The sequence below is a fragment of the Arthrobacter sp. TmT3-37 genome (assembly GCF_054510835.1).
Genome location: NZ_JBTNDU010000004.1, coordinates 223658 through 249446, shown reverse-complemented (window position 1 = coordinate 249446; position 25789 = coordinate 223658). Strand labels below are relative to the sequence as shown.

Annotated in this window: 23 protein-coding genes; 10 read left to right on the top strand and 13 right to left on the bottom strand. The window is 68.4% G+C overall.

The window, feature by feature from the left end; all coding sequences use genetic code 11:
* The first annotated feature begins 6 nt into the window (after positions 1–6).
* On the top strand, positions 7–2499 hold the full coding sequence (locus tag ACX80U_RS08245) for a GcvT family protein (RefSeq protein ID WP_459268047.1): 2493 nt from the start codon (positions 7–9) through the stop codon (positions 2497–2499).
* 141 nt (positions 2500–2640) lie between these two features.
* On the opposite strand, the gene ACX80U_RS08240 is transcribed toward ACX80U_RS08245, so the two are convergent.
* Positions 2641–3336, bottom strand: a complete 696-nt coding sequence (locus tag ACX80U_RS08240; protein ID WP_208739336.1) for a GntR family transcriptional regulator — start codon at positions 3334–3336, stop codon at positions 2641–2643.
* A gap of 347 nt (positions 3337–3683) precedes the next feature.
* On the opposite strand from ACX80U_RS08240, the gene ACX80U_RS08235 reads away from it, so the two are divergent.
* Entirely contained in the window at positions 3684–5654 is a 1971-nt protein-coding gene (locus ACX80U_RS08235; protein ID WP_459268046.1) for a BCCT family transporter, read from the top strand.
* A gap of 158 nt (positions 5655–5812) precedes the next feature.
* Here the strand turns inward: ACX80U_RS08235 and ACX80U_RS08230 are convergent, their stop codons facing one another.
* Positions 5813–6745, bottom strand: a complete 933-nt coding sequence (locus ACX80U_RS08230) for a LysR substrate-binding domain-containing protein (protein ID WP_133081260.1) — start codon at positions 6743–6745, stop codon at positions 5813–5815.
* A gap of 153 nt (positions 6746–6898) precedes the next feature.
* On the opposite strand from ACX80U_RS08230, the gene ACX80U_RS08225 reads away from it, so the two are divergent.
* The 3 genes from ACX80U_RS08225 to ACX80U_RS08215 all read left to right on the top strand — a co-directional run bounded on the left by ACX80U_RS08225 (position 6899) and on the right by ACX80U_RS08215 (position 10803).
* Positions 6899–8203 (top strand): aromatic ring-hydroxylating oxygenase subunit alpha, encoded by a 1305-nt coding sequence (locus tag ACX80U_RS08225; RefSeq protein ID WP_459268045.1) that lies wholly within the window; start codon positions 6899–6901, stop codon positions 8201–8203.
* Positions 8200–9615, top strand: coding sequence for a ferredoxin reductase (locus tag ACX80U_RS08220; RefSeq protein ID WP_459268044.1), 1416 nt, complete (start codon positions 8200–8202; stop codon positions 9613–9615). The genes ACX80U_RS08225 and ACX80U_RS08220 overlap by 4 nt, the downstream gene beginning before the upstream one ends.
* Positions 9616–9771: 156 nt before the next feature.
* Positions 9772–10803 carry a DUF695 domain-containing protein gene (locus tag ACX80U_RS08215; RefSeq protein ID WP_459268043.1) on the top strand — a complete coding sequence of 344 codons (1032 nt, stop codon included), beginning with the start codon at positions 9772–9774 and terminating at the stop codon, positions 10801–10803.
* Between the two features lie 48 nt (positions 10804–10851).
* Here ACX80U_RS08215 and ACX80U_RS08210 read toward each other — a convergent pair whose 3' ends face one another.
* A complete protein-coding gene (locus ACX80U_RS08210; protein ID WP_459268042.1) occupies positions 10852–11436 on the bottom strand; it encodes a TetR/AcrR family transcriptional regulator in 585 nt (194 codons plus the stop codon).
* Between the two features lie 26 nt (positions 11437–11462).
* On the opposite strand from ACX80U_RS08210, the gene ACX80U_RS08205 reads away from it, so the two are divergent.
* A complete protein-coding gene (locus tag ACX80U_RS08205; RefSeq protein ID WP_459268041.1) occupies positions 11463–12671 on the top strand; it encodes an MFS transporter in 1209 nt (402 codons plus the stop codon).
* A gap of 66 nt (positions 12672–12737) precedes the next feature.
* Here ACX80U_RS08205 and ACX80U_RS08200 read toward each other — a convergent pair whose 3' ends face one another.
* Positions 12738–13421: an SDR family NAD(P)-dependent oxidoreductase gene (locus tag ACX80U_RS08200; RefSeq protein WP_459268040.1), complete on the bottom strand. Its 684-nt coding sequence runs from the start codon at positions 13419–13421 to the stop codon at positions 12738–12740.
* 64 nt (positions 13422–13485) lie between these two features.
* Here ACX80U_RS08200 and ACX80U_RS08195 point away from each other — a divergent pair, with 64 nt between their 5' ends.
* On the top strand, positions 13486–14064 hold the full coding sequence (locus ACX80U_RS08195) for a DUF5655 domain-containing protein (RefSeq protein WP_459268039.1): 579 nt from the start codon (positions 13486–13488) through the stop codon (positions 14062–14064).
* On the opposite strand, the gene ACX80U_RS08190 is transcribed toward ACX80U_RS08195, so the two are convergent.
* The gene (locus tag ACX80U_RS08190; RefSeq protein ID WP_459268038.1) at positions 14021–14722 is read right to left on the bottom strand and encodes a PspA/IM30 family protein; all 702 of its coding nucleotides are present in this window, start codon (positions 14720–14722) and stop codon (positions 14021–14023) included. The two genes, ACX80U_RS08195 and ACX80U_RS08190, sit on opposite strands and share 44 nt — an antisense overlap.
* A 50-nt stretch (positions 14723–14772) precedes the next feature.
* Entirely contained in the window at positions 14773–15339 is a 567-nt protein-coding gene (locus ACX80U_RS08185; RefSeq protein WP_459268037.1) for a hypothetical protein, read from the bottom strand.
* 268 nt (positions 15340–15607) lie between these two features.
* Here ACX80U_RS08185 and ACX80U_RS08180 point away from each other — a divergent pair, with 268 nt between their 5' ends.
* A complete protein-coding gene (locus tag ACX80U_RS08180) occupies positions 15608–17347 on the top strand; it encodes a glycoside hydrolase family 13 protein (RefSeq protein WP_459268036.1) in 1740 nt (579 codons plus the stop codon).
* A 79-nt stretch (positions 17348–17426) separates the two neighbouring features.
* Positions 17427–18440, top strand: a complete 1014-nt coding sequence (locus ACX80U_RS08175; RefSeq protein WP_459268035.1) for a LacI family DNA-binding transcriptional regulator — start codon at positions 17427–17429, stop codon at positions 18438–18440.
* 44 nt (positions 18441–18484) lie between these two features.
* On the opposite strand, the gene ACX80U_RS08170 is transcribed toward ACX80U_RS08175, so the two are convergent.
* The 7 genes from ACX80U_RS08170 to ACX80U_RS08140 form a co-directional block, all read right to left on the bottom strand.
* Entirely contained in the window at positions 18485–18913 is a 429-nt protein-coding gene (locus ACX80U_RS08170; RefSeq protein WP_208739314.1) for a heat shock protein transcriptional repressor HspR, read from the bottom strand.
* Between the two features lie 52 nt (positions 18914–18965).
* The gene (locus ACX80U_RS08165; protein WP_208739315.1) at positions 18966–19958 is read right to left on the bottom strand and encodes a DnaJ C-terminal domain-containing protein; all 993 of its coding nucleotides are present in this window, start codon (positions 19956–19958) and stop codon (positions 18966–18968) included.
* Positions 19959–20117: 159 nt separating this feature from the next.
* Positions 20118–20780, bottom strand: a complete 663-nt coding sequence (locus ACX80U_RS08160) for a nucleotide exchange factor GrpE (RefSeq protein WP_208739316.1) — start codon at positions 20778–20780, stop codon at positions 20118–20120.
* 2 nt (positions 20781–20782) lie between these two features.
* Positions 20783–22651 carry a molecular chaperone DnaK gene (gene dnaK / locus ACX80U_RS08155; RefSeq protein ID WP_208739317.1) on the bottom strand — a complete coding sequence of 623 codons (1869 nt, stop codon included), beginning with the start codon at positions 22649–22651 and terminating at the stop codon, positions 20783–20785.
* Positions 22652–22791: 140 nt separating this feature from the next.
* Positions 22792–24105 (bottom strand): DUF2252 domain-containing protein, encoded by a 1314-nt coding sequence (locus ACX80U_RS08150; protein ID WP_208739318.1) that lies wholly within the window; start codon positions 24103–24105, stop codon positions 22792–22794.
* A gap of 42 nt (positions 24106–24147) precedes the next feature.
* Positions 24148–25134 (bottom strand): hypothetical protein, encoded by a 987-nt coding sequence (locus ACX80U_RS08145; RefSeq protein ID WP_208739319.1) that lies wholly within the window; start codon positions 25132–25134, stop codon positions 24148–24150.
* Positions 25131–25469: a PadR family transcriptional regulator gene (locus ACX80U_RS08140; protein WP_133081278.1), complete on the bottom strand. Its 339-nt coding sequence runs from the start codon at positions 25467–25469 to the stop codon at positions 25131–25133. The genes ACX80U_RS08145 and ACX80U_RS08140 overlap by 4 nt, the downstream gene beginning before the upstream one ends.
* Positions 25470–25547: 78 nt before the next feature.
* Between ACX80U_RS08140 and ACX80U_RS08135 the strand changes: the two genes are divergently transcribed.
* The gene (locus ACX80U_RS08135; protein ID WP_208739320.1) at positions 25548–25772 is read left to right on the top strand and encodes a hypothetical protein; all 225 of its coding nucleotides are present in this window, start codon (positions 25548–25550) and stop codon (positions 25770–25772) included.
* The last annotated feature ends 17 nt before the right edge of the window (positions 25773–25789 follow it).

The window sequence follows — 25789 nt, the reverse complement described above, 5'->3', positions numbered from 1 at the left end:
AGCCACATGGCATCGACGCCAAACATCGTCATCATCGGAGCTGGGATCGTCGGCACGAACCTCGCGGACGAACTGGTCACCCGGGGATGGAACACCATCACGGTCCTGGACCAGGGGCCCCTGAACATGCCCGGGGGTTCCACGTCCCACGCCCCGGGTCTCGTCTTCCAGACGAACCCCTCGAAGACCATGGCCTCATTCGCCAAATACACCGTCGAGAAGTTCCTGTCCCTGACCGAGGACGGCGTCAGTTGCTTCGACCAGGTCGGAGGCCTCGAAGTCGCCACCACAGAGGCACGCCTGGCGGACCTGAAGCGGAAGCTCGGATATGCCGCTTCCTGGGGAATCAGTGGGAAGATCCTCTCCAGCGCCGAGTGCAAGGAGCTCTACCCGCTCCTGAACGAGGAGGACATCCTGGGCGGGCTCCACGTCCCGACCGACGGTCTGGCGCGTGCCGCCCGTGCCGTCCAGCTGCTGATCAAGCGCACGGAAGCCGCAGGCGTCCAGTACCTGGGCAACACCACGGTCACGGGCATCGAGCAGTCCGACCGTCGTGTGACCGGGGTCGTGACTCCGGACGGTGTCATCCCCGCCGACATCGTGGTCTCCTGCGCAGGCTTCTGGGGCGCCAAGATCGGCGAGATGATCGGCATGGTCGTCCCCCTCCTCCCCCTGGCCCACCAGTACGTGAAAACCACTCCGGTGCCGGCCCGCACGGGCCACAACGAACTTCCCGACGGAGCGTCGCTGCCGATCCTGCGTCATCAGGACCGGGACCTCTACTACCGCGAACACGGCGACCGCTACGGCATCGGTTCCTACGCGCATCGTCCCATGCCCGTGGACCTCGATGACCTGGGCTCCTACGACCCGGCCGGCATCAGCGACCACAACATGCCCTCCCGTCTCGATTTCACCCTGGAGGACTTCCTCCCGGCCTGGGAGGACACCAAGCAACTGCTTCCGGCACTGCGGGAATGCGAGATCGAGGACGGCTTCAACGGCATCTTCTCCTTCACGCCCGATGGCGGGGCCCTGGTGGGTGAGTCCAAGGAGCTCGACAACTTCTTCGTGGCCGAAGCCGTCTGGGTGACCCATTCGGCCGGTATCGCCCGGGCCGTCGCTGAACTCCTGACCACCGGCACGTCCCAGATCGACCTCGGTGAATGCGACATCCACCGTTTCGAAGAGGTCCAGCTGACCCCCGAGTACGTCAGCGAGACGTCCCAGCAGAACTTCGTGGAGATCTACGACGTCCTGCACCCGCTGCAGCCCAAGCTGTCCCCCCGCAACCTCCGCGTCAGCCCTTTCCACGCCCGCCACAAGGCCCTGGGCGGGTTCTTCCTGGAGTCCGGCGGATGGGAGCGCCCCTACTGGTTCGAAGCGAACGCGGACCTGCTCAAGGAGATGCCGGCCGAGTGGCAGCCCCCGGCCCGCGACGCCTGGTCCGCGATGTTCAGCTCGCCCATCGCAGCCGCTGAAGCCTGGAAGACCCGCACCGCGGTGGCCATGTACGACATGACCCCACTCAAGCGCCTCGAGGTCTCCGGACCGGGAGCACTGAAGCTGCTGCAGGGGCTCACCACCGGGGACCTGTCGAAGAAGCCCGGGGCAGTCACCTACACCCTCCTGCTGGACAGCGCCGGCGGCATCCGGAGCGACATCACCGTGGCCCGGCTGAGCGAGGACACCTTCCAGCTCGGAGCCAACGGAAACATCGACACCGCCTACTTCGAGCGGGCCGCACGCCACCAGACCGAGAGCGGAACCGCCGGCGACTGGGTACAGGTGCGCGACACGACAGGCGGCACCTGCTGCATCGGCCTGTGGGGCCCCCTCGCCCGGGACCTGATCAGCACTGTCAGCAGCGACGACTTCTCCAACGACGGTCTTCGCTACTTCCGGGCCAAGCAGGTCGTCATCGGCGGCGTCAGCGTGACTGCGATGCGCTTGTCCTACGTCGGCGAGCTGGGCTGGGAACTGTACACGAGCGCGGACAACGGCCAGCGCCTCTGGGATGCCCTGTGGAAAGCCGGGCAGCCCTACGGCGTCATCGCCGCGGGTCGGGCCGCCTTCAGCTCGCTGCGCCTGGAGAAGGGCTACCGCTCCTGGGGCACCGACATGACCACCGAGCACGACCCCCTGGAAGCCGGCCTCGGATTCGCCGTGAAGATGACCAAGGAGGACTTCGTCGGAAAGGCTGCCCTGGAAGGCCGCACCGAGGAGAACTCCGCCCGCCGCTTGCGCTGCCTGACGGTCGACGACGGACGGAGCCTCGTACTGGGCAAGGAACCGGTCTTCTACAAGGACCAGGCAGTCGGCTACGTCACCAGTGCCGCCTACGGCTACACGGTCGCCAAACCGATCGCCTACGCGTATCTTCCTGCCGAAGTCAGCCTCGGGGACTCGGTGGAGATCGCGTACTTCGGACGGCGCATCCAGGCCACCGTCACCGCGGATCCGCTCTACGACCCCACGATGACCAGGCTCCGCGGCTGAGCGACCCCGCCGTGCCGGGCCGGCCGGCGCCGTTCGCAGGCTTCGTCGGGCAGGGAGCAGTAGCCATTGCCGCTACTGTCCGTACCGTTCTCGGTGCGACTTCTCCCGCATCCGCCCGTAGTGGGCGGGTACCTGTCCGGACTACAGCACAGCCCTGATGTGGTTCTCGAAATCGGTGACGTGGCGGCTGGTCAACCGCGCAGCAGCTTCGGAGTCCCCCGCCGCGATATGTTCGAGCAGCTCGATGTGCTGGGCGATGTGCTCGGACACCGGCGGGAGCTTTTCGAGCACCAGGCTCCAGATCCGCGTTGCGAGGTTGTCGTATCGGATCAGCACGTCCTCGAGATGCCTGCTTCCGGTGGCCCGGTAGATCATCCGATGGACCCGCATGTCCAGCCGCATGAGATCCTGCTGGGACTGCATCCCCGGCAACAGCTGCCCGACGTCCCGCGCAAAGTCCCGGAGCTCGCTCCGGAGCTGCGGCGAGGCATGTCGCGCAGCCCGCGCAGCTGCCGCCGGCTCCAGGAGCTGTCGGATCTCGGAGATCTCGGCCAGATCCGTGATGTCCACGCCGGCGGCGAACGTTCCGCGCCGGGGGTAGGCCACCACCAGATGGTCGCTCTCGAGCCGTTTCATGGCTTCGCGGATCGGCGTCCTGCCGACGCCGAGTCGGCGGGAGATGACGTCGTCGTTGAGGGGCTCGCCCGGCTTGATGTCCAGGACGATCAGTTCGTCGCAGAGAATCCGGTAGGCGAAGTCGGCGAAGGATTCGTCGTCCTGCCTTCGCGGCGCTGACGGATCCTCCGCCCGCACCGGTGCTCCGCCAGCGTCTGCCATCTCCAGGTCTCCTCCCGATGAGCCCCGGGCCTCGACGCCCCAGTTCCCGATCCATCCTATTCGCGCGCCCGACCTATGGACGTGCACCCCGCGGTGAACTAAAGTATCACTGATATATCAACGCTCCCGGGCAGGACATATCAGCGTTAATCCTCTGAACACGAAAGAAGTGTGTTCATGAAACATGATCCCCCGAAGGTGGAGGGGGTGAACCCACGAAGTTCACCTCGTCGGCGGCAGCATCGTGACCGTCGGATCATTCGAGGCCGCACCTTTTCCGCTCGGGCTGACGTCCGAGGGCCGCGGCCGATCGCAGACTCATGCCTCACCGAGCAAAGGACCCGCTCATGGCTTTTGATAGTGACCTGAAATCCCACGTACCCGAGGAGTTGCCTGCGGACGAAGGCGCCGGAGGAGACAGGCAACCTGCTGCCCTCGACCCGGACGCAGGAGTCGCACCCGTGGCCGACGCTGTGTCCGACGCCGGGTCCGACGCCGAGTCCGAACAGATCCTCGACGAGCTGCGTCACGCCAGGACCGAGCAGGAAGTCGCGGACCGCCGGAACCACAAGCTCGTTCTCGACAAGGTCACGTTCGGCATCACGGGCGCCATCGCCATCGCCTTCGTCATCTGGGGCTTCGCCGGCCGCGACAGCCTGTCCAGCACCTCCACCGGAGCCCTCAATTGGGTCATGGAGTACACCGGATGGTTCTTCATGCTCATGGCATCGCTCTTCGTGGTCTTCGTCCTGTGGCTGGCCGTGGGCAAGTTCGGCAACATCCCGCTCGGCAAGGACGGCGAAAAGCCGGAATTCCGGACCATCTCCTGGGTCGCGATGATGTTCGCCGCGGGCATGGGCATCGGGCTGATGTTCTACGGCGTGGCCGAACCGCTCTACCACTACATCTCCCCCCCGCCCGGAACAGTGGGTGGAAGGACACCCGCAGCGATCCAGACGGCCATGGCCACCTCGATCTTCCACTGGACCCTGCACCCCTGGGCCATGTACGCCGTCGTGGGTATCGCCATGGCCTACGGGACCTACCGGCTGGGCCGCCGGCAACTGATCTCCGTCGCCTTCACGTCTCTTTTCGGCGTTCGGACGGTCGAAGGGCCGGTCGGGAAGTTCATCAATATCCTGGCCATCTTCGCCACCCTGTTCGGCACCGCCGCGTCGCTGGGCCTCGGCGCCCTGCAGATCGGTAGCGGCATGACATCCAACGGTTGGTTCGGTGAGATCGGTACTCCCGTGCTCGTGGCGATCGTCGCCGTCCTGACCCTGTGCTTCGTCGCCTCTGCCGTCTCCGGGATCAGCCGTGGCATCCAGTGGCTCTCCAACATCAACATGGTCCTGGCCGTCGTCCTTGCACTGATCGTCTTCGTCGCCGGACCCACCCTTTTCATCCTCAACCTGATCCCCTCCGCGGTGGGCGACTACGTGCGGGACCTCGCCGAGATGTCCTCCCGGACCGAAGCGGTCGGCGATGAGTCACTGCGTAGCTGGATGACCAGCTGGACTATCTTCTACTGGGCCTGGTGGGTGTCCTGGACGCCCTTCGTAGGCCTCTTCATCGCCCGCATCAGCCGCGGCCGCACCATCCGCCAGTTCGTCACCGGTGTGCTGCTGGTGCCCAGCCTTGTCAGTGTGATCTGGTTCGCCATCTTCGGAGGCGCTGCCTTCAACGTCCAGCAGGAAGCCGACGAAGCGAACACGCCCGGCCTGGTCACCGTGGTCGACGGGACACCGACCGTCAACTTCGACGGGGCGCTGTTCGACCTGGTCAAGAACCTGGGCATGGCCGACTGGGCCACCGGTGCCGTGATCGTGCTGGCCATGGTCCTGGTCGCCATCTTCTTCATCACGGGCGCCGACGCTGCGTCCATCGTGATGGGATCACTCAGTTCCAATGGCGCCGAGCACCCCCGCCGCGCAGTCGTCATCTTCTGGGGCTGCCTCACCGGCGCCGTGGCGGCGGTCATGCTGCTGGCAGGCGGAGATGAACCGTCCGAAGCCCTGGCAGGCCTGCAACGGATCACCATCGTTGCAGCGCTACCGTTCGTCATCGTCATGCTGCTGCTCTGCTTCGCCCTCACCAAGGACCTGCGTCGGGACCCTCTCTCCTTGCGGCGTCGCCTGGCCACCTCCGTCGTGGAGCGGGCCATACGCACCGGCGTGGAACAACACGGCGGCGCTCAGTTCGACCTCGTGACGAAGCATGAGTGCGCGGAGAAGTGCTCCGACTCGGAGTGTCCCGGAGGGCCCGCGACGGGAATCATCCCGACCGTCGAGCACAGGGGCTCCAGACCGTCCAGTTGATGGCTGCGCAGCTCGGGTAGCAACCCACCTCGGCGGCATGCGGCCTGTCCCGGCCCATGCCGCCGAGGCATACGCAGGGCCGGCACGCCGCCGCCTCTCGCTCCCGCGACGGACTCCTGAACGCTTGCCGCGTCGGCAGCGTACCGCGGTCCGTGGTGTCAGGGATCGTCGCGGGGCCGGGCGGTGAGGATCCGGCGGGCGCGGGCCTGCAGGATGCCGAGCGCCTCCTGGATGAGGGGCGATGAGATGCTGCCCCTGCGCACAGCAGCGATGATGCGCCGTGAAGGCTTCCCCCTGCCGGTGATGCGTAGTCGAACCACCTTCTCGGCACTGTGCAGCGGCGCCAGGCGCGGCAACAGGCCCACGCCGAGTCCCGCGCCGACGAAGGCGATCTGGGTCTCCCATTCGACGGCCTCATGGGCGATGCGTGGCGTCATCCCGACTGCCGTGAAGGCCGCCGTGAAGAGGGAGCGGTAGGTGGAACCAGCAGCGTCGGTGATCCAGGTCTCCGACGCCAGTTCTTCGAGCGCCACCGTTTCCCGGGATGCGAATGGATGATCGGCGGGGATGATGACGTCCAGGGGATCGTCGAGGAGAAGTGTCTGCTCGAATCGCGAATCGTTCTCCACCGAGGAGTCCGACTGCATGGCGACGACGACCGCCAGGTCGATCCGCTCGGCGACCAGCAAGTCGAAGCAGCGCGTCGGGTTGGCCTCGAGTACCTGAACCTTCAGCAGAGGGTGTGTCGACCGGAGGGTGGCGGCCAGCGGCGCGAGCAATTGGGCGGCCGCCGTGGAGAATCCGCCGAGCCCGAGAGTGGACTGCATCCTGTCGCCGGCCTCCATGGCCGCAGCGCGGAGGCTCTCCCACTCCATGAGGAGGGTGTCCGAGCCCTCCACGAGGAAGCGGCCCGTGGCGGTCAGCCGTATGCCGCGACCGTCCTTGGTCAGCAGCTGCATTCCGAGTACGCGCTGGAGCTCCCGCAATTGCGAGGAGACGGCGGAGGGAGAGTAACCCGTCAGTTCCGCGGTGGCACTGATGGTGCCGCATTGGGCGAACACCCGGAGGGTTATGAGCCGTGGGTCGATCATGCACCCATGGTGCACTGTCCTCACCGGATTGTTGCGCTTTTATCGCAATGTGAATGGCCCTAACCTCGTGACAATACCGTTATCGGCTCCGCCTGTTCCGCCCGTGATCATTCTTGCGACCTGCACAGTTACCCCGTCCTTTTGGAGGAACCCATGTCTGCTCCAGTGAACGTGCCCGTCGACACACGCGGGAGACTTGTTTCCTCGGTGCCTGCCGAGCAGCTGGCAGAAATCAGCGAGTTGTTCGGTTTCCGGCGCGTTGGATTTTCGCTCGATGCCCCCTTCTACACCGATCCGACGATCTTCAGCATCGACATGCAGGCCATCTTCGGCCGGCACTGGATCTTTGCCGCCAGCATCGCCGAGCTCCCGGAGCCGGGCGACTACGTCACCGTCGACTACGGGCCCTACTCCCTGATCGTGCTGCGCAATGACGACGGCGGCGTGAACGTGCTCCACAACGTATGCCGCCACCGCGGCGCCCGCGTCCTGACCGAACCCGCGGGGACCACGGGAAACCTGGTGTGCGGTTACCACTCCTGGACCTACTCCCCCGAGGGCGATCTGATTCACGCCTCCGCACCCGGGGAGACGACGTTCGACAAGGGCTGCTTCGGCCTCAAGCGTGCCTCCAGCCGCGTGGTCGCCGGACTCGTCTTCGTCTGCATCGCCGACGAACCGCCGACCGATTTCGACGAGACCTCGAAGATCTTCGAGCCCTACCTCGCACCCCACGATCTGGCGACGACGAAAATCGCCTACCAGCAGAACATCATCGAAGAGGGCAACTGGAAGCTCGTCATGGAGAACAACCGTGAGTGCTACCACTGCGACGGCCACCCGGAGCTCGCATGTTCCCTCTTTCCCACCTGGGGCCTGACGGAGGGGCTGATCCCGGCACACCTCGAGGAAGTGTGGGACCGCAACAAGGAAGCGCAGTCCTCGCTCGAAGAGCGTTGCCGCCGCTACGGCCTTCCCTACGAGGTCGTCGAGGAGCTCGACACCCGCGTGGCGGGAATCCGCATCTCCAGGGAATCGCTCGACGGCGACGGCGAATCGTTCTCCCCCGATGGGCGCCGGCTCTCCAAGAAACTGCTCGGTGACCTGCGGGACTTCCGCCTCGGTCGCTGCTCGATGCACCTGCAGCCCAACAGCTGGTTCCATTTCCAGGGGGACCACGTCATCACATTCGCAGTCTTCCCTGTCAACGAACACCAGACACTGGTACGCACCACCTGGCTGGTGGCCGACGACGCCGTCGAAGGCATCGACTACGACCTGGAGAAACTCACCTATACCTGGAAGCAGACGAATCTGCAGGACAAGGCGTTCGTGGAACTGTGCCAGAAGGGCGCCGGCAGCCCCGCTTACGAGCCCGGCCCGTACATGAAGAGCGAATACCAGGTGGAGGCGTTCATCAACTGGTACGTGCAGCGCGTGCAGGAGCAGATGGCATGACCGAACCCCGGGCCGACACGGCAGCCCAAGAACCCCAGCGCATTCGCGGTCTCGAGATGCCTTGGAACAGGGTGATGAGCAGCACCGAAGGACCGGCCGGTGCCGCCCGCGCCTTGGGCCCCTGGCATCCGCAGGAGTTCCTGGCCGAATGTGTCGAGGTCGTTCCGGAGGCGGGCGGGATGATGACCTTCGTGTTCCGCCGCTCCGACGGGGCGCCTTTGGCGTTCCGCGCAGGCCAGTACGTGAACGTCGCCTTCCCCGTGCACGGTGAGGACCAGGACGCCGTGGACCGCAGCTACTCCCTGTCCAGTTCACCCACCAGGCCGTGGACCTTCGACATCACGGTCAAACGCGACCCCCTGGGACTGGTCTCACCATGGGTGCACGAGAACGTCCGACCCGGTACGGTCCTCGAGATGCTCGGCCCGATCGGGGCATTCCACCTTCCTGACGCAGACCGGAGGGCGAGATACCTGCTGCTGGCTGCCGGTGCAGGCATCACCCCCATCATGTCGATGGTGCGGACCATCCACTCGCTGCCCGGGAAGGCCGATGTCATCGTGCTCTACCACGGAGCGGCGGCCGGAAACTTCGGTTTCCACAAGGAACTGGCTTACATCGTCTCCGTGGACTCACGCATCAGGGTCTTCTACTCACTGGGAGACCGCCAGAAACCAGAGGGGTGGGAATGGCTCACCGGGAGGCTGGCGGCGGACATGCTCGACGAGGTGGCCCCCGACGCGAACGGCCGGCAGGTCTATGCCTGCGGCCCCGAGGCTTACCTGAACACTGCCGCCGAACTCCTCGAGAAGGTCGGCGTCGACGACACCTCCGTCCACATGGAGTTCTTCTCGGGAGACCGCCAGACGCTCCTCGAATACGAGGTGGAGCTCGCGCACGCAGTGGACATGGCGGAGGAGATGGCGGAGGAGATAGCCGGTTCCGCCGAGGATCACTACGAGAGCCGGCCCAGCGCCTTCGGGCTCTACGAGCCCGGCTACGACGCCGAGGGAACCCTGAAGGCCACGGGACTGCCGCTGGAAACCTTCGACCCGCATGCGCCCGGCCCCGAGGCCCCCGACGGCAGTCCGGACGGAGGGCCGGACGCGGTCCCCCCCGATGCCTCGAGCTTCGACACGGTCGGGACAGGGGACCTCACCCTGTCCTTCCTGCGCACCGGCGTCAATGTGCGGATCGACCCCACCGAACATATCCTCGGGGTGGCCCAGCGTGCCGGCGTCCGGATCGGCGCGAACTGCAAGGAAGGCATGTGCGGCTCCTGCAAGGTCGTCAAGCTCTCCGGGGAGGTCGAGATGAACCACCAGGGCGGGATCCGGGCACGGGAGATCGACGCCGGCAAGTTCCTGCCCTGCTGCTCCACCGCGCGGACCGACCTCGTGATCGATGCGTAGCCCTTTCCAGCTGCCCTCCGCCGTAGACCTCCTGTGCGGTGCGCGCCGTCCCTGCCGGCGGCATCTCCCCCACGCAGGGCCCGACCCGGGTAGATTCTCTGGAGTCGGAGCGGCTGGAGGATCCCGGACGCGCACACCAGGGGAACGCAGGTCGTCATGGGTATCTTCAGCCGCCGGGGAGCATCCGGCCGCGTAGCGGGCAGGGACCCGATCGCGGCCTTCTGGCAATGGTGGGCCGACGACGGCGAGGAGCTGCTGACGACCGCCACGAGGGCCGGGGACTTCGACGCCTACGTCGACGTCGTGACGCGGCACGTCAGGGCGATCGCCCGCGGCCTCGAATGGGAGACGCGATCCGGCGCCGGCGCCGAGCACACCCTCTGCGTCTCCAGCGGCGGGGACGCCTCCCTGCGGCCGGTGGCCGAGCGGTGGTACCGCGCCGCCCCGCCGCCGAGCAGCCGCTGGTCCTTCGTGCCCGCCCGCAGCGCCAAGCCGGACATGCTGGAGTCGATCATCACCTACCGCGGCAGGACCTTCGACCTGAGTCTCACGCGCGTGCACGCGGCGGTGGCCCGCGCGGGTGATGGCTTTATCCTGTCCGTGCACAACCCCGGTTTCACGGGGCAGTGGGACGACGAGCACGGCCTCTGCGTCCTGCTGCTCGAGTGGCTGCTCGGCGAGGACGACGTCGAGCGCTGGGTACGCCGTGTGGACTGCCTCGTCCACGACGTCGAGGACAGCATCCCCGCCGCCGAGCTGCCCGCGCGCGTGGCGGAGCTGGCGCAGGCATCACCGGAACCGCACTGGTTGCTCATGCAGGGGACACTGGGATCCGGCGACCCCATCCTCGTGCGGGTCCTGCGGCCGCTGCGGTGGATCGACCACCCGCGCTTCGACCTCCACACGGCGCTGCGGGTCCCGTTCGACGCCGACGAGCAGGGACTCCCCCGAGCCGCGGCGTCCGACGACCTGGGCGGGCTCGAGGACAGCCTGGTGCGGGCCCTCGGGATGCGGGGCATGCTCGTGGCGACAGAGACCTCGAAGGGCGCCCGGACCTTCCACTTCTACTCGGACGCCGAGGACCAGAACGGCCGGGACGCCCTCGACGCCGCCGCACGTGAGCGCCGGTCCGTCACCGCGAAGCACTCGCTCGACCCGGGCTGGAGGAAGGTGCAGGACTTCGCCTGACCGTCCGCATCCCGCCACCCACCGGCGGGGCCCACAGGCCCCGTACAGCTAGGCGTCGGCCGTCCCGAACGCGGAGACGGTGATGGCGGCGATACGGCGGCCGTCGGCGATCGCGGTATCGGCGTCGGCGCCGCGGAGGATCATTCCCAGGACCCCTGTATAGACCAGGACGAGGTGCTGCGCCAGGTCCTCGGATCGGCCGGCTCCGACCAGGCCTGCAGCAAGCTCCCCGAGCCTGTCGGCCAGCAGCCATGTGTCACCCGCCAGGATGTCCTCCAGCTCTGGCCCGCGGGACGGCGCCTCGGCGGTCACGCCGAGGAAGACGCACCAGCGCGACGGGTGGAGGCCGCGCCGGTGCAGCGCCAGTGCGTCGAAGACGGCGAGCACCTTCTCCTCGGGTGTGTCCGCAGTGTCGATGCACTGCTGCCACGTGCGGTCCCATGCCGAGAGCCGGCGCTGGAGGGCCTGGGTGATGAGACCCTCCTTGTTCCCGAAATGCGCGTACAGGGTCGCCGGCGAGACCCGGGCGCGCTCGAGGATGGCATCGACGGGGGTGACGGTGACACCCTGCATCGAGACCAGTTCTTCTGCTGCATCGAGGAGTCTCTCCCGTGCGGATGGTTGCGTCGTCACGCCACAAGGATATAACGTTCGTTTCAATGAAACGATCGTTATGGTCCCGCCGTCCGGCACCCTCCACCGGGTTCGCCGTGTCGGCCGTCGCCCTCATCGCCGCCACCTACGGCCTGGCGCGCCTGGGGTACGGCCTGTTCCTGCCCGCCTTCTCCGCGTCGTTCTCCCTGTCCCCCACCGTGGCCGGGCTGACGTCGTCGGGCGCCTCGGTGCTGTACTGCGTCTCGGCGGCCCTCGGCTTCCGGTACGCACCCGGCCATCCCCGCGCCGTGACCCTCCTCGCCGGTCTCTCGGCGGCGCTCGGCAGCATCGGGGTGGCCTGTGCCCAGGACACGGCGATGTTCACCGGTGCCGTGCTCCTCGCCGGAACGGGTGCGGGGTTCGCGTCGCCGGCCCTGGTGGAGCTCGTGCAGCGGAACACCGCCCCTGCCCGGGAGGGGAGGCTCCAGTCGGTCGTCAATTCGGGGACGGGGTTCGGCGTCGTCGCCGCGGGCATCCTGTCCCTCGTGCTCGGCGACGCCTGGCGGGTCGCCTGGCTCCTGATCGCGGGCATCGCCCTGGCCTCGGTACTGTCCGTCCTCCGCCTGGACAGGATCCTGGCAGTACCGGCAGGGAACGATCCGCGGAGACGCGAGGCGCCGTCACTGGTCGCGCGATCGAGCGTCCGGGGGCTCGGCAGGCCGCTCGCCGGCGCCTTCGTCTTCGGCCTCGGCTGCGCCGCCGTGTGGGTGTACGGACGGGCGACCCTCGAGGAGAGCGGCATGACCGCGTCCATGTCGGCCGGCGCGTGGATGGCGCTGGGGGCCGGCGGCGCCTGCGCGATCCTGGCCGCCCGCTGGCTCGCGGACCACCGCGTCCCGATCACCTGGTCGGTGACGGCCCTCGGCACGGCGGGGGCGACAGCGCTTCTCGGGACAGCGGCCGGCAATCCCGTCCTCGCGTACCTGGCGGCGGCCGTCTTCGGTCTCGCCTACACGGCGGCGACCTCCGTCCTGATCCTGTGGGCGTCGTCCGTCGCCGAGAACAGCGCGGGCGGAACGTCCCTGCTCTTCACCGCGCTCGTCCTCGGACAGGCGGCCGGGGCCCCCCTCGTGGGTTCCCTGATCGAGGCCGCCGGTCCCGCACTCGCCTTCTCCGCGGCCGCTGTCGCCTGCGCAGCCGGCACCGTCGTCACCGCCGGGCCGGCCGCAGCGGCCCACCTCCGGACCGGCCGACGGGCAGGCGTGCCGTCGTGACCGGCAGCCGCGGGTCGTCGGCAGGCCCGCCGCCGCGTCCCGCCACCGACCCTCGGCGCACGACGGTCAGAACGCCGACGACGGCAGGTCCCGCTCACCCTCGCGGATGGCAGTGACGACGCGGCCCGCGACGGCCACGGGGTCCTTGCCCTGCGGCAGCTTCGGGGCCGAGCCCGCGATGGGCCGGGCGGCCAGCCCGGTCTCCGTGTGCGGCGGCCGCACGTCCAGGACCCGGACACCCTGCCTCCGGAGCTCGAGCGTGAGGGCTTTGCCGTAGGCGCTGAGACCGGCCTTCGTCACCGAGTACGCGGCCATACCCGCCGTCGGGCTCTCCGCGACGACGGCGCTGATCTGCGCGATGAACGAATCCCGGGCGAGCCTCGGCGCGATGTCGCGCACGAGCCGCATGTAGCCGAGGAGGTTCACGAGCAGGAGCTCGTCGAGGGTGTCGTCATCCACCTCGACGGCGGGGCCGAAGGCGACGACGCCCGCGGCGAACACCATGCCGTGGAGTTCGCGGCCGTACACGGCAGCGGCGATGTCCGCAGGGCCCGTCGGCCGGCCGAGATCCGCGACGACCTGCCCGACGACGGCGTCGCCGAGTTCGTCCGCGAGCTGCGCCAGCTTCTCCTCCGACCGGCCGGTCAGGGTGAGCTGTGCGCCGTGCGCCGCCAGCTGACGGGACAGCTCCGCACCGAGCACCCCGGTGGCGCCGACGACGAGGACGTGGGAACCGCTCAGCTCAGTCATTGGCAGAGTGTAGCAACGCACCGGCACCGCTCCGGGCGTGCAGCGGCGCCACTACAGTGTGGGGATGGGCGAGATGCAGAGCTGGCAGTCGATGGTGGACACGAACGCGGCCCGACTCCTGCGCACCACCGGCCGGACGCCGGCGGAATGGGCGGCTGAAGCACGGCAGGCAGGGGTGACCAGCCGCGAGGACCTGTCCCGATGGCTGAAGGGCCAGGGCGTCACGGGGTACAACCTCATGAGCGTCGACTGGGAGGTCTTCGGACTGCCCGACTTCTTCCTCCGCTCCGCCGACGAGCTGTACGACGCGCAGTACCATGACCGGCCGCTCCTGAAGCCCATCGCGGACCGCCTCATCCTCTGGGCTGCGGAGACACCGGGGGTCGTGATCCAGATGCGCAAGACCTATGCGTCGCTGCAGACCACCCGGCGCAAGTTCGCGCAGATCACCCCGGGCACCAGGACGGCGGTGGACCTGTACTTCCGTCTGGCGGCACCGGAGCTGCCCGGCCTCGAACCGGTGCGGGCGAATGATCCGTTCGCGTGGCGCGTGCGCCTCCGCGCCGTGGACGACGTCGACGACGCCGTCCTGCAGGCGCTCACTGTTGCGCTGGAGGATAGCCTCGCGCGTTCCTCCGCTTGAGATCCTCGAGTTCCTGCTGGGCCGCGGCGTCCGCTTCGAGCTCCTCGAACGCCTGCTGCAGGCGCGGCGACGAAGGATCTGTCCAGGACAGCTCCTCACGGGCCTGGGCCTGCGCCTCGAAGCGGCGCACCTCGAGCTCGGCGTTCCGGCGCGCGGCGTCGATCGCCGCGGCTTCCCTCGACGACGACGCCAGCGCGTCGTGCACGCCGATGGCGGCCTGGGCGGCCGCGCGCCGGGCGAGCAGGGCGTCGTACTCCATCGCGTTCTGCTGCACACGCTGTTCGAGCCGCTGCACGTCGTCGTGGAGCCGGCGGGCCTGCTGCTCCGCTTCGTGCAGTTGCCGGGTCAGCGTCTCGAGACGCCGTCGCGCCGTCATCGACTCCCGGATCGCCGCCCGGGCGGCGTCGTCGTCGCCCCGCTGCACGGCGGCGGCCGCAGCAGCCTCGACCCGGTTGAGGTAGGCGGCGGCCTCGTTCGCGGCGAGGCCCACCCGGTGATGGTGCGCGGCGACATCGGCCGCTCCACGCCTCGCCCGGTCGAGCAGCGAGCGCTGCGCCAGTTGGGCGTTCTGCGCCTGGACCCGCGGATCTTGCTTCGCTTCGGTCGCCGCATTGCGGTTGGCCTGCACGATGCGCGTGATGCGGCGTTTGATCGACACGGTCGGACCCCCGGGGTGACTGGATGGAGTGTGCTACCTAGTGGAACCGGTCACCAGCCCTGCCGGTTCCCGTAACTGTCCCGCCACGTGCTCATGGCGGAGATCTCGGTGCGGAGGCGGCTGGTGGCCTGATCGAGCTGGAGTGTGTCGATGGACCGCGACGTCTGGAGGAGGCAGCGGCGGAGATCGGCGGAGAGGTCGTCGAGGGCACGCGCCTGAGCGGCCAGATCCGTGGTCAGCTCCTGCTTCAGTGTCCGGTTCGGCTCGCGGTCCGCGACCCTCAGCAGGTGTTCGAGGGAACCCGCCGCCCGGTCGATCTCGGCAGCGGCCCGGGGCAGGTCACCGACCGGCCGCCCCTGCGCCGTGGCCTCGGCGAGCGCGAGATGCGTGGCACGCGAGGAGCGCTTGAGCTCACCGATGAGCCGGGCGGGTTCACGGGTGAGGCGGTCGGGCGCGTAGGCGCGGGCGGCCATCAGTCCCCGGTCCCTGGTGCGCTCGATGATCCGCGACCGACGGACCTTCCGCACCACCAGCCAGCCGGCAACCCCGGTCCCGGCACCCATGGCTGCCAGCACGCCGGCGCCGATCGCCAGGGCTTCGACGAAGGTCTCAAGCACGACACGACTCCGGAGTCTGTTCCATCCCTCCAGTCTGCCCGCGTGCCGGGACAAATTCCACCCGGGGTCCCGGCACCGGACGGGTCCTCGCCCTGCTCCTCGCCCTGAGCGCCGACCATCGGGGGAACTGTAGTTGTAAACGTTTACACCGTACTGCTCAGTAGGCTGGTGATCTCCTGACAATTTCCGCAGGAAATGCGCAAGGACAGTAGGCTGAACATTGGAAGCGCTTCCATCTTTTGGTCTCGACGGGTCTAGGATGATCGGCATGTCTGAGATCGCCCCCGTCCTGCACGGCGAGCACCTGTCCACGTCCGCCGCGTTCCATGCGCCCCTGCACGCCGCCTCCGAGGACGACCGGTGGTGGCGCTCCTCCGTCATCTACCAGGTGTATCCGCGGTCGTTCCGGGATTCGAACGGCGACGGCATGGGTGACCTCCCCGGCATCACGGCGGAGCTGGGGCGCCTCGCGGACCTCAGCATCGACGCCGTCTGGCTGTCGCCGTTCTACACCTCGCCCCAGCGCGACGGCGGATACGACGTCGCCGACTACTGCGACGTCGATCCCCTGTTCGGCACCCTGGCCGACTTCGACGCGCTGGTGTCGCGCGCCGACGCCCTCGGCATCCGCGTCATCGTGGACCTGGTGCCCAACCACTGCTCCAGCGACCACGTCCTCTTCCAGGCCGCCCTCGCCGCTCCCGCGGAATCGGCGGAGCGCGGGATGTTCGTCTTCCGGGACGGCCGGGGCACCGACGGCAGCGAACCGCCCAACAACTGGCAATCGCACTTCGGTGGCCCCGCGTGGACCCGCACCGTCGACGCGGACGGCATGCCCGGCCAGTGGTACCTCCACCTCTTCGACTCCTCCCAGCCCGATTTCAACTGGGACAACCCCGCGGTGCGCGCGGAGTTCGAGAGGGTCCTGCGATTCTGGCTCGATCGCGGCGTCGGCGGCTTCCGCGTGGACGTGGCCCACGCCCTCGTGAAGGCGCAGGGGTTGCCCGACTGGGGCGGACGCGCCGACGGTTGCTCGTCCGAGGGCTTCCCCGGCTGGGAGGCACCCATGTTCGGCCAGGACGAGGTCCATGCGATCTACCGGCAGTGGCGCGGCATCCTCGCCGAGTACGACGGCGAGCGCATCCTCTGCGCGGAAGCGTCGATCGACCCCCTGCCCCGGCTCACCGACTGGGTGCGGTCGGACGAGATGCACCAGGCCTTCAATTTCGCCTACCTCCACCACCCGTGGAACGCGCACAGCCTGCGCCATGTCATCTCGTCATCGCTCACCGCCTTCGATGCCGTCGGCGCGCCCACCACATGGGTGCTGAGCAACCACGACGTCGTCCGGCACACCAGCCGCTTCGGCCTCGCCGAGGGCGCTCCCCGTGGTGGTGACGGGATCGGCCGGTCGGACGCGCAGCCGGACACGGGAACAGGTCTCGCCCGTGCCCGCGCCGCGTCGCTCGCGATGTTCGCCCTGCCCGGCGGCATCTACCTGTACCAGGGCGAGGAGCTCGGCCTGCCGGACCACACCGCCATGCCCGACGCCGCGCGGCAGGATCCGACGTTCGTGCGCACCGGGGGCGAGCGCCTGGGCCGCGACGGGTGCCGGGTCCCCCTCCCGTGGCGGGCCGGGGCGCCGTCGTTCGGATTCGCGGACGTGGACGGTTCGGCGCCGTGGCTGCCGCAGCCGGAGGACTGGGCCGGGTACGCGCGCGACGTGCAGTCGATGGACGACGATTCGACGCTGTCGCTGTACCGCACGGCCCTCCGGCTCCGCCGCGACCTGCGCCTCGGAGCCGGTTCGCTGAGCTGGTCCCGCGCACTCGAGGCGACCGACGTCGTCGCCTTCCGGAACGGCGACGTCTTCGTCCTCCTCAACATGGGCGAGTTCGCGACCCCGCTGCCGGAGGGCACGGTGATCGCGGCGAGCACGCCCGGCGCGGCCGACGGCGGGCACCTCGTACCCGACGCCTGCGTCTGGATGCTGACCAGCGCCGGATAGCGGATCCATGCCTGATCCGGAATGATCGAACGGGGACACGTCGAGCGGACTGTCCCCGGGCACGGGAGGAGAGGACACCATGGCCGGCATCAAGGACGTCGCCCGCCTGGCCGGTGTCTCCACCGCCACCGTATCCAGGGCGCTCAGCGGCAACGGCCGGGTCTCCGAGCAGTCCCGCGCGCGCGTGCTGCAGGCCGCGAAGACGCTGGACTTCGTGGTCAGTTCGACGGCTTCCTCGCTGGCGTCCGGGCGCCACCGCAACGTGGGCGTCGTCGTCCCGTCCGTAGCCCGCTGGTACTACTCCCAGATCGTGGACAGCGTGGCCGCGTCATTGCTCGAGGCGGGCTACGACCTGACGCTCTACAACCTCAACGAGGACGCCGGGCACCGCGACCGGGTCCTCTCCGAATTCCTGCTCCGGCAGCGCTGCGACGGCGTCATCCCCGTCTCGCTGGAACTGGGCCGCGAGGAACTGGGACAGCTGTTCGCCGTCGGCAAGCCCGTCGTCGGCATCGGCGGCCCCCTCCCCGGGGCCGAGACCTACAGCGTCGACGACCACGCGATCGCCGGACTGGCCACGGACCACCTCATCACGCTCGGCCATCGCCGGATCGCTCACATCGGCGGGACCGACGCCTTCGAGAACGACTTCCGGATCGCCGGCACGCGCCGCCGCGGCTACGAGGCGGCGATGGACGCCGCGGGCCTCGGGATCCTGGACTCGTGGCGCCTGGATGCCGACTTCACCATCCAGGGCGGCTACGGCCAGGCGAAGCAGCTGCTCGGCTATCCGCGGGACACCCCGACGGCGGTCTTCTGCGCCTCGGACGAGATGGCGATCGGTACCATCCTCGCCGCGCGGGAACTGGGCCTGCGCGTTCCGGAGGACATCTCGGTCATCGGGATCGACGGCCATGAACTCGGCGAGACCCTCGGCCTCACCACCGTCGCGCAGTTCCCGCAGCAGCAGGGCCAGCGGGCGGTCGAACGCCTGCTGCAGATCCTGCAGGGGCCCGATACGTGCGAGCCCGTGAACCACGCGGCCCGGACGGCCCTCATCGTCCGCTCGAGCACGGCTGCGCCGAGGGACTGACGCGCGTCGTCTGCCCGGAGGCAGGCCACGCCGCCGGTGGGCGGCTAGTTCGCCGCGCGGGCCGTGTCGGGGCGCCAGACGACGAGCGCCTGGCTGCGGGGGCGGGGACGCTGGCCGCGGGCCAGCGTGACGACGTCGCCGGCAAGTCCGGCCGCGAAGACCCTGCTGGTTTCGGACTGGACGCGGCGGGATGCCAGCTCCGTGGCGAGCTCGGTGATCCGCGACTGCAGTGCCGACACCTGGTTCTCGAGGTCGAGGATGCGCCGGATCCCCTCCAGGGAGACGCCCTCCTGGGACAACCGCTGGATCTCGCGCAGCGTGCTGACGTCCCTCTGCGAGTACCGCCGGGCACGTCCCGGCGCCCGGCTGGGCGTCACGAGGCCCAGCCGGTCGTACTGCCGGAGCGTCTGCGGGTGCATGTCGGCGAGCTCGGCGGCGACGGAGATGACGTAGATGGGCATCGTGTAGTCCATGGCAGTGCCTCCTTCCGTTGCCGGCGTTGCCGGCGGTGGCTCAAATGTACTGTTACAGGCGCGCCTTCGCAGCGAGGCCGGATCGCGGATCGGCGTCCTTCGTCGCGATCTGGAAGGCTTCGACGGCGGCCTCCGCCTCCTTGGACAGATTCTGCGGGACGACGACGTCGACGGTCACCAGCAGGTCACCCGTCGCCTTCGAGGTCTTCACGCCGCGGCCCTTGAGCCGGAGCGTGCGGCCCGACGGCGTGCCGGCCGGGATCTTCATCTTCACCAGCTCTCCGGTGACGGTCGGGACCTCGATCTGGGCCCCGAGGGCCGCTTCGGGGAAGCTGACCGGCACGTGCACGCGGATGTCGTCGCCGTCGCGCTTGAAGAGCGGGTGCTCCTTGACCTTGACCGTGACCATGAGGTCACCGGGGCCGGCCTGGCCCGGCTGTCCCTTGCCCTTCACCCGGACCTTCTGGCCGTCGCGGATGCCTGCAGGGATGCGGACATCGATCTGCTCGCCCGAAGGCTCGCGCAGGCCGATGGTGGTGCCGTTGATGGATCCGCCGAAGGAGATGGACGTGCTGGCCGTGCGGTCCGCGCCCTTCTGCGGGCGGGTGGACTGGAACCCGCCCGGGAACCCGCCACCCATGCCTCCGCCGCCGAACAGGTCGGCGAACTCGGGCGGCAGGTCGCTGTTCGAGAACCCGGTCCGCTGGCGCGTCCCCGTGCCCTGGCCGAAGAGGTTCCCGAAGATGTCCTCGAATCCCGCGTTGCCGCCGGCGCTCCCGCCGGACCCGCCGGCGGAGAACCTGGCTCCGCCGCCCATCGCGCGGATCGCGTCGTACTGCTGGCGCTGCTCGGCGTCGGACAGGACGGAATAGGCCTCCGATACGTCCTTGAACGTCTTCTCGGAGGCTGCATCGCCCTGGTTCTGGTCAGGGTGGTACTTGCGTGCGAGCTTCCGGTACGACTTCTTGATGTCTGCGTCGGACGCATCTTTGGAGACACCCAGGATCTTGTAGAAATCCTTGTCGACCCAATCCTGACTAGCCAATTGGCGTCTCCTTTCGTCGTTCTTCAAATAGAGAGGTGAGTGAGCGGCGGAAGCCGGGGCAGTCCCCGAGGAAGGCGGCTTCAATATTCCAAGGGCCGCCAGGCCCGCAGGAATTTCGTTGCCGCCGTTCGGGGACCGTCCCGGCGATCATGCTGCTGATTACTCCGGAACCGCCACGATGACCTGCGCGGCCCGGAGGACGCGCTCGCCCTTGCGGTAGCCCGCGCGGAGGATCTGGCTGACGCTGTCGACCTGGACGTCCGCACTGGGCTGCTGCATGAGCGCCTCGTGGATGTTCGGGTCGAACGCGACGCCGACCTCGTCGATGCGGGTCAGCTCGTACGTCCGGAGGACGTTCTCGAGCTTGCCCGCGATCGCCGCGAAGGGTCCTTCGGCGAGGTCGCCGTGCTGGCGTGCGGCGTCGATGTCGTCGAGCACGGGCATCAGCGAGTTGATCACGCCGATGACCGCCTGGTCCCGCGCCACGTCCCGGTCACGCTCGACGCGGCGCCGGTAGTTGACGTACTCGGCCTGCAGCCGGAGCAGGTCATTGCGGAGCTCCGCGACGACGTCGACGGCGGGATTGCTCTCCCCGTCGGCGCCGGCCTCGTTCAGGATCGCCTCGGCCTGCGCCAGGGCGTCCCCCTCGGAGGAGTCGCCCGCGGGGGAAGCCTGCCCCCCGGCCGCGGGGTCTTCCGCGGCCGGGGTGTCGGCGTCGTTCTGCTGCCCACGGACTTCGCCCGTCTCCGGGTCGATCTTCCGGTTGTCGCGAAAGCTCACCGGCTCTGACTGGTGCTCTTCTTCATTTCCGTGGTGCGGCATGACTACTTCTTCTCGTTGGTGTCTTCGTCGACCACCTCGGCGTCGACGATGTCCTCGTCGCTGCCGGTGGAGGCTGACTGGTCGTCGTCCGGGGCGCCGGCGGAGCCCGCGTCCTGCTGGGCGGACGCGTAGATCGCCTCACCGAGCTTCGACTGGGAGGCCTGCAGCTTCTCGAAGGCCGACTTGACCTCGTCGTCGTTGTCCTGCGACTCGAGCGCCTTCTTGAGGGCGTCGACGTCGGCCTGGACCTCGGTCCGGACGTCCTCGGGCAGCTTGTCCGAGTTGTCGGCGATCAGCTTGTCCACCGAGTAGGCGAGCTGCTCGGCACCGTTGCGGGTGTCGGCGGCCTCACGGCGCTTCTTGTCCTCGGACGCGTGCTCCTCGGCTTCGCGTACCATGCGGTCGATGTCCTCCTTGGAGAGGGACGAGCCACCGGTGATGGTCATCGACTGCTCGGTGCCCGTGCCCTTGTCCTTCGCGGACACGTGCACGATGCCGTTGGCGTCGATGTCGAAGGTGACCTCGACCTGCGGGACGCCGCGCGGAGCCGGCGCGATGCCGGTCAGCTCGAACGTGCCCAGCGGCTTGTTGTCGCGGGTGAACTCGCGCTCGCCCTGGAAGACCTGGATGGCCACGGACGGCTGGTTGTCGTCCGCCGTGGTGAAGGTCTCGCTGCGCTTGGTGGGGATGGCCGTGTTGCGTTCGATGAGCTTGGTCATCATGCCGCCCTTGGTCTCGATGCCGAGGGACAGCGGCGTGACGTCGATCAGGAGGACGTCCTTGCGCTCGCCCTTCAGGACACCGGCCTGCAGGGCGGCACCGACGGCGACGACCTCATCGGGGTTGACGCCCTTGTTGGGTTCCTTGCCGCCCGCGAGCTCCCTCACGAGTTCGACGACGGCGGGCATGCGGGTGGATCCGCCGACCAGGACGATGTGGTCGATGTCGCCGACCTTGATCCCGGCCTCGGAGATGACGTCGTTGAACGGCTTCTTGGTGCGGTCCAGCAGGTCCTTGGTGAGGTCCTGGAACTTGGCGCGCGAGAGGTGCTCGTCGAGGTGGACGGGGCCGTCCGCCGTGACGGAGAGGTACTGCAGGGAGATGTTGGTGGACGTCGCCGAGGACAGTTCCTTCTTGGCCTGCTCGGCAGCTTCCTTCAGGCGCTGCAGGGCGATCTTGTCCTTCGACAGGTCCGCGCCCTTGGCCTTCGCCTGCGACAGCAGGTAGTCGACCACGCGCTGGTCCCAGTCGTCGCCACCGAGGCGGTTGTCACCGGCGGTCGAGCGGACCTGGATGGTCGAGAACGCGTCCTCGTCCTTGCCCACCTCGAGGAGGGAGACGTCGAACGTTCCGCCGCCGAGGTCGAACACGAGGATGAGTTCGTCCTCCTTGCCCTTGTCCAGTCCGTACGCGAGGGCTGCCGCGGTGGGCTCGTTGACGATGCGCAGGACCTTCAGGCCGGCGACCTCACCGGCCTCCTTGGTGGCCTGGCGCTCGGCGTCGTTGAAGTAGGCGGGAACCGTGATGACGGCGTCCGTGACCTTCTCGCCGAGGTAGCTCTCCGCGTCGGTCTTGAGCTTCTGGAGGATGCGGGCCGAGATCTCCTGCGGCGTGTACTTCTTGTCGTCGATGCCGACGGTCCAGTCGGTGCCCATGTGGCGCTTGACCGACGAGATGGTGCGGTCGATGTTGTTGACGGCCTGGCGCTTGGCGATCTCGCCGACCAGGACCTCGCCGGACTTGGAGAAAGCGACGATCGACGGCGTGGTGCGTGCGCCCTCGGCGTTCGCGATGACGGTGGGCTCGCCACCTTCGAGAACCGAGACGACCGAGTTGGTGGTTCCGAGGTCAATACCTACTGCACGTGACATGCAAATTCCTTTCGACTGCCCGGGATTTGCGAGGCGCTCATCCGCCGGGCGCGTAGATTGAGCGTTCTGCACTCAAGTATAGGCCCGGTAGCCCCCAGGGGCAAAATGAAGTTGAGCCTTGCGGACTCAACTTCTTCTGGTCATGCTGCGGGGACGGCGCTGATGAGGCCCTCGCGGAAGGCGTCGACGAAGAGGGCATGGTCCTGCCGGACGGTGTCCGCATACGCCTCGCCGAAACCGACGATGTCCTCCAGGAATCCGTCCCGGTCGCGGTCGACGGCGGCCATGATGGCCGTCTCGGTGCGGAACGGCACGAGGTCGTGGTCGCTGTCCTCGTCGGTGGAGCAGTGGATCTTCGCCGTGGCCTGTCCGAGGGCCTCGAGCACGGGATCCATCTGCTCGGGTTCGGTGAGGTCGTCCCAGGACAGGTCCCGCTTGTAGGGGGAGAGTTCGGACACCACGAACGAGACCCCCCGGATGGTCGTGTACCCCAGGAAGGGGTCGGTGTGGGATTGCAGGGAGCGCTGGCTGATGACGGCGCGGTGCCCGTCGTCCTCGAAATAACCGCGCACGCGCTCGTCCCGGACGATCCGGCTGGGCGCGGCGATGTTGGACTGCTTCATGGTCAGGATGATGTCGTTCTCCTGGGCCTCGTCGAAGCCCTCGATCAGCACGTTGTAGGTCGGAAGTCCCGCACTGCCGATGCCGAAACCCTTCTTGCCCACGATGCCCTTGATCCGGTAGAACACCCGGCGGCGCGACCGCTCGCTGTCCGGGACGGTCCCGAGGTAGCGCTCGAAGGCGTCGGCCACCTCGGCGTACTCGTCGTCGTCGAGCGCCCGGATGGATCCGTCGTCGCGGAACGTCCGCTCGTAGTCCTCGATCAGGGTGAGCGAGTCGAGCAGCCCCGTCCGCCGGGCCGCGCGGGCCTGCTGCAGGACGCGGTAGATGGAGCCCTCGGCGTTGTCGAGCCCGAAGGCGAACGTGGACTGCTCGTTGTCCACGTAGTCCTCGACCCGGCCGAGATACGCCTCGAGATAGGTGTGCGCCAGGTCCCGGACCGCCCGTGACGGCAGGGCCTTCTGCCAGCAGAGCAGCGTCAGCGAGGCGACGAAGCGGCGCAGGTCCCAGGAGAAGTGGCCCACGTACGCCTCGTCGAAATCGTTGACGTCGAAGGTGAGCCGCCCCTGGTTGCTCATGTAGGTGCCGAAGTTCTCGGCGTGGAGGTCCCCGTGGATCCAGACCCGGCCCGTGCGCTCGTCCGCCCAGGCGTCGTCGAGCTCCGCCATGTCCGTGTAGAACAGGGCCGCGCTGCCGCGGTAGAAGGCGTAGGGATCCGCCGCCATCTTCCGGAACCTCGCACGGAAGGCGAGGGGATCCACTTCCATGAGGTCCTGGTGGGCCTCGACGAGGGTGCTGACGATGTGCTGCTGACGGGAATCTGTGTCTGCCATGCGCCCACGGTACGCCTGCGCCCTGTGGCCGGCCGGTACGCGTCAGTGATCGGCGAGGACCCGGCGCGGCGACGCCGCACCCGATGCACGCCCTGCCTTCAGGAAACCGTCGGCGACATCCCAGACGGCGAGGACCAGGACGGATGCGGTCACGATGGTGCTGACGGTCCAGCCCTCCGTCGCGACGCCGGGATCCCAGCCGGTGGCGTCGAGGAAGGCCGGGTTCAGGAGGTCCCCCGCGGCCCAGAGCTGGAGCGCCGGTACCGTGAAGGCGACGCCGAGGACGAGGTTCACGGCGGCTGCGGACCAGGACCACCCGCGCCGGAAGATCCAGGTCGCGAAGAATGCCTCGGCGACGATCAGCCCGAGGAACCACGGAAGCCAGGAGGTCCAGAGCGCGGGGTCGAGGAGCGGTATCCCGCTCCCGTCCTCGGCGCGGACCGCAGGTCGCACCTGCTGCCACAGGATCAGGCCCGCGAATACCGCAAGGAACACCAGCGAGGCGACCAGTTCGGACCGGCGGCCGTCACGGGAGCCGTCGGGCAGCTCCGGGAGCCGGTCGACCGTCCACTCCATCCCGGCCTCCGTGGAGCCCGTGCGCTCCAGGATGACGAACAGCAGGGTGGTCCAGAAACCGACGTGCACCGTCACGCTGATCGCCGTCGCCGCCGCGCTGCCGATCGCGCCGCCGACGCTGCCCGTGGTGAAGAGCTGGACGACGAACACGGCGGCCGCGGCGATGGGGACGGAGATGAAGGCGATGGTCTTCAGGAGGCGCAACCACTCGAGGTAGTACCGCGGACCCACCAGCACCAGCGGGCGGTCCACGTAGTCGGCGGCGAGGCGCTCGGGGTCACCCAATCCGGTGAGGGTGGCCCGTTCGGCGGAGGCCGGATCATCGCCGGCGGCGAGGCGGACGTCGATGGATTCCTCGATCATCTCCCGGATCTCGGGTTCGAGGCCGGAGCGCTGGGCCTCCGGGACGGTGCGGACGGCGGCCCAGATGTATCGGTCGGTGAGGCTGGTCATGATCTGTCCCCTTCGGCGAGGCGATGCAGCGATGTGGTCAGCCGATCCCAGTCGGCCGTGAGGGTGGCGGCGAGGTCGTCGCCGGCCGGACTCGTCCGATAGAACTTGCGGGGACGGGATTCGGCAGTGTTCCACTCGCTGGTCAGCAGGCCCTGCTTCTCGAGGCGCCGCAGGAGTGGATAGAGGGTGTTGGCGTCGACGTGGATGCCGGATGCCTCGAGGGACTCGAGCAGGGCGTACCCGTAATCGGGATGCCGAAGGCGACACAGACAGGCCAGGACCACGGTGCCGCGTCGCAGCTCCTGGAGGTGGCCCTGGAGGAGGTCGTCGCTCATGGCCGTTACTATACTGTGCGTCGCACACTATAGGAAGGACTGACGGTTCGAAGACTCCCGCGATGCGATACTGCGGGCATGGAACTCGACGAGTGGTGGAACGATGTGATGCCGGAGACGCGGCAGTGGCTCATCAGCAACAACGGGACGGCCCTGACGCCCGAGGTCGTGGCGGACATCAGCCGGGCCGGTGGCCTGATCGCCTCCGATTCCTGGTGGATGGGTGAGCGCGGGCCCGAGGGCGTCTTCCTCTCCGATGCCGCGACGGACTGGATCGAGGAACGGGCCGACAACGGGCGGTAGCGGGGAAGCCGGGGCCT

What these genes read in the sequence shown, in the direction of transcription:
- ACX80U_RS08205 (WP_459268041.1), top strand. Translation starts at nt 11,463, where the DNA reads ATGAAACGATCGTTATGGTCCCGCCGTCCGGCACCCTCCACCGGGTTC.
- ACX80U_RS08245 (WP_459268047.1), top strand. Translation starts at nt 7, where the DNA reads ATGGCATCGACGCCAAACATCGTCATCATCGGAGCTGGGATCGTCGGC.
- ACX80U_RS08225 (WP_459268045.1), top strand. Translation starts at nt 6,899, where the DNA reads ATGTCTGCTCCAGTGAACGTGCCCGTCGACACACGCGGGAGACTTGTT.
- ACX80U_RS08135 (WP_208739320.1), top strand. Translation starts at nt 25,548, where the DNA reads ATGGAACTCGACGAGTGGTGGAACGATGTGATGCCGGAGACGCGGCAG.
- ACX80U_RS08180 (WP_459268036.1), top strand. Translation starts at nt 15,608, where the DNA reads ATGTCTGAGATCGCCCCCGTCCTGCACGGCGAGCACCTGTCCACGTCC.
- ACX80U_RS08160 (WP_208739316.1), bottom strand. Translation starts at nt 20,780, where the DNA reads ATGCCGCACCACGGAAATGAAGAAGAGCACCAGTCAGAGCCGGTGAGC.
- ACX80U_RS08235 (WP_459268046.1), top strand. Translation starts at nt 3,684, where the DNA reads ATGGCTTTTGATAGTGACCTGAAATCCCACGTACCCGAGGAGTTGCCT.
- dnaK (WP_208739317.1), bottom strand. Translation starts at nt 22,651, where the DNA reads ATGTCACGTGCAGTAGGTATTGACCTCGGAACCACCAACTCGGTCGTC.
- ACX80U_RS08230 (WP_133081260.1), bottom strand. Translation starts at nt 6,745, where the DNA reads ATGATCGACCCACGGCTCATAACCCTCCGGGTGTTCGCCCAATGCGGC.
- ACX80U_RS08150 (WP_208739318.1), bottom strand. Translation starts at nt 24,105, where the DNA reads ATGGCAGACACAGATTCCCGTCAGCAGCACATCGTCAGCACCCTCGTC.
- ACX80U_RS08215 (WP_459268043.1), top strand. Translation starts at nt 9,772, where the DNA reads ATGGGTATCTTCAGCCGCCGGGGAGCATCCGGCCGCGTAGCGGGCAGG.
- ACX80U_RS08195 (WP_459268039.1), top strand. Translation starts at nt 13,486, where the DNA reads ATGGGCGAGATGCAGAGCTGGCAGTCGATGGTGGACACGAACGCGGCC.
- ACX80U_RS08170 (WP_208739314.1), bottom strand. Translation starts at nt 18,913, where the DNA reads ATGGACTACACGATGCCCATCTACGTCATCTCCGTCGCCGCCGAGCTC.
- ACX80U_RS08200 (WP_459268040.1), bottom strand. Translation starts at nt 13,421, where the DNA reads ATGACTGAGCTGAGCGGTTCCCACGTCCTCGTCGTCGGCGCCACCGGG.
- ACX80U_RS08145 (WP_208739319.1), bottom strand. Translation starts at nt 25,134, where the DNA reads ATGACCAGCCTCACCGACCGATACATCTGGGCCGCCGTCCGCACCGTC.
- ACX80U_RS08175 (WP_459268035.1), top strand. Translation starts at nt 17,427, where the DNA reads ATGGCCGGCATCAAGGACGTCGCCCGCCTGGCCGGTGTCTCCACCGCC.
- ACX80U_RS08140 (WP_133081278.1), bottom strand. Translation starts at nt 25,469, where the DNA reads ATGAGCGACGACCTCCTCCAGGGCCACCTCCAGGAGCTGCGACGCGGC.
- ACX80U_RS08240 (WP_208739336.1), bottom strand. Translation starts at nt 3,336, where the DNA reads ATGGCAGACGCTGGCGGAGCACCGGTGCGGGCGGAGGATCCGTCAGCG.
- ACX80U_RS08220 (WP_459268044.1), top strand. Translation starts at nt 8,200, where the DNA reads ATGACCGAACCCCGGGCCGACACGGCAGCCCAAGAACCCCAGCGCATT.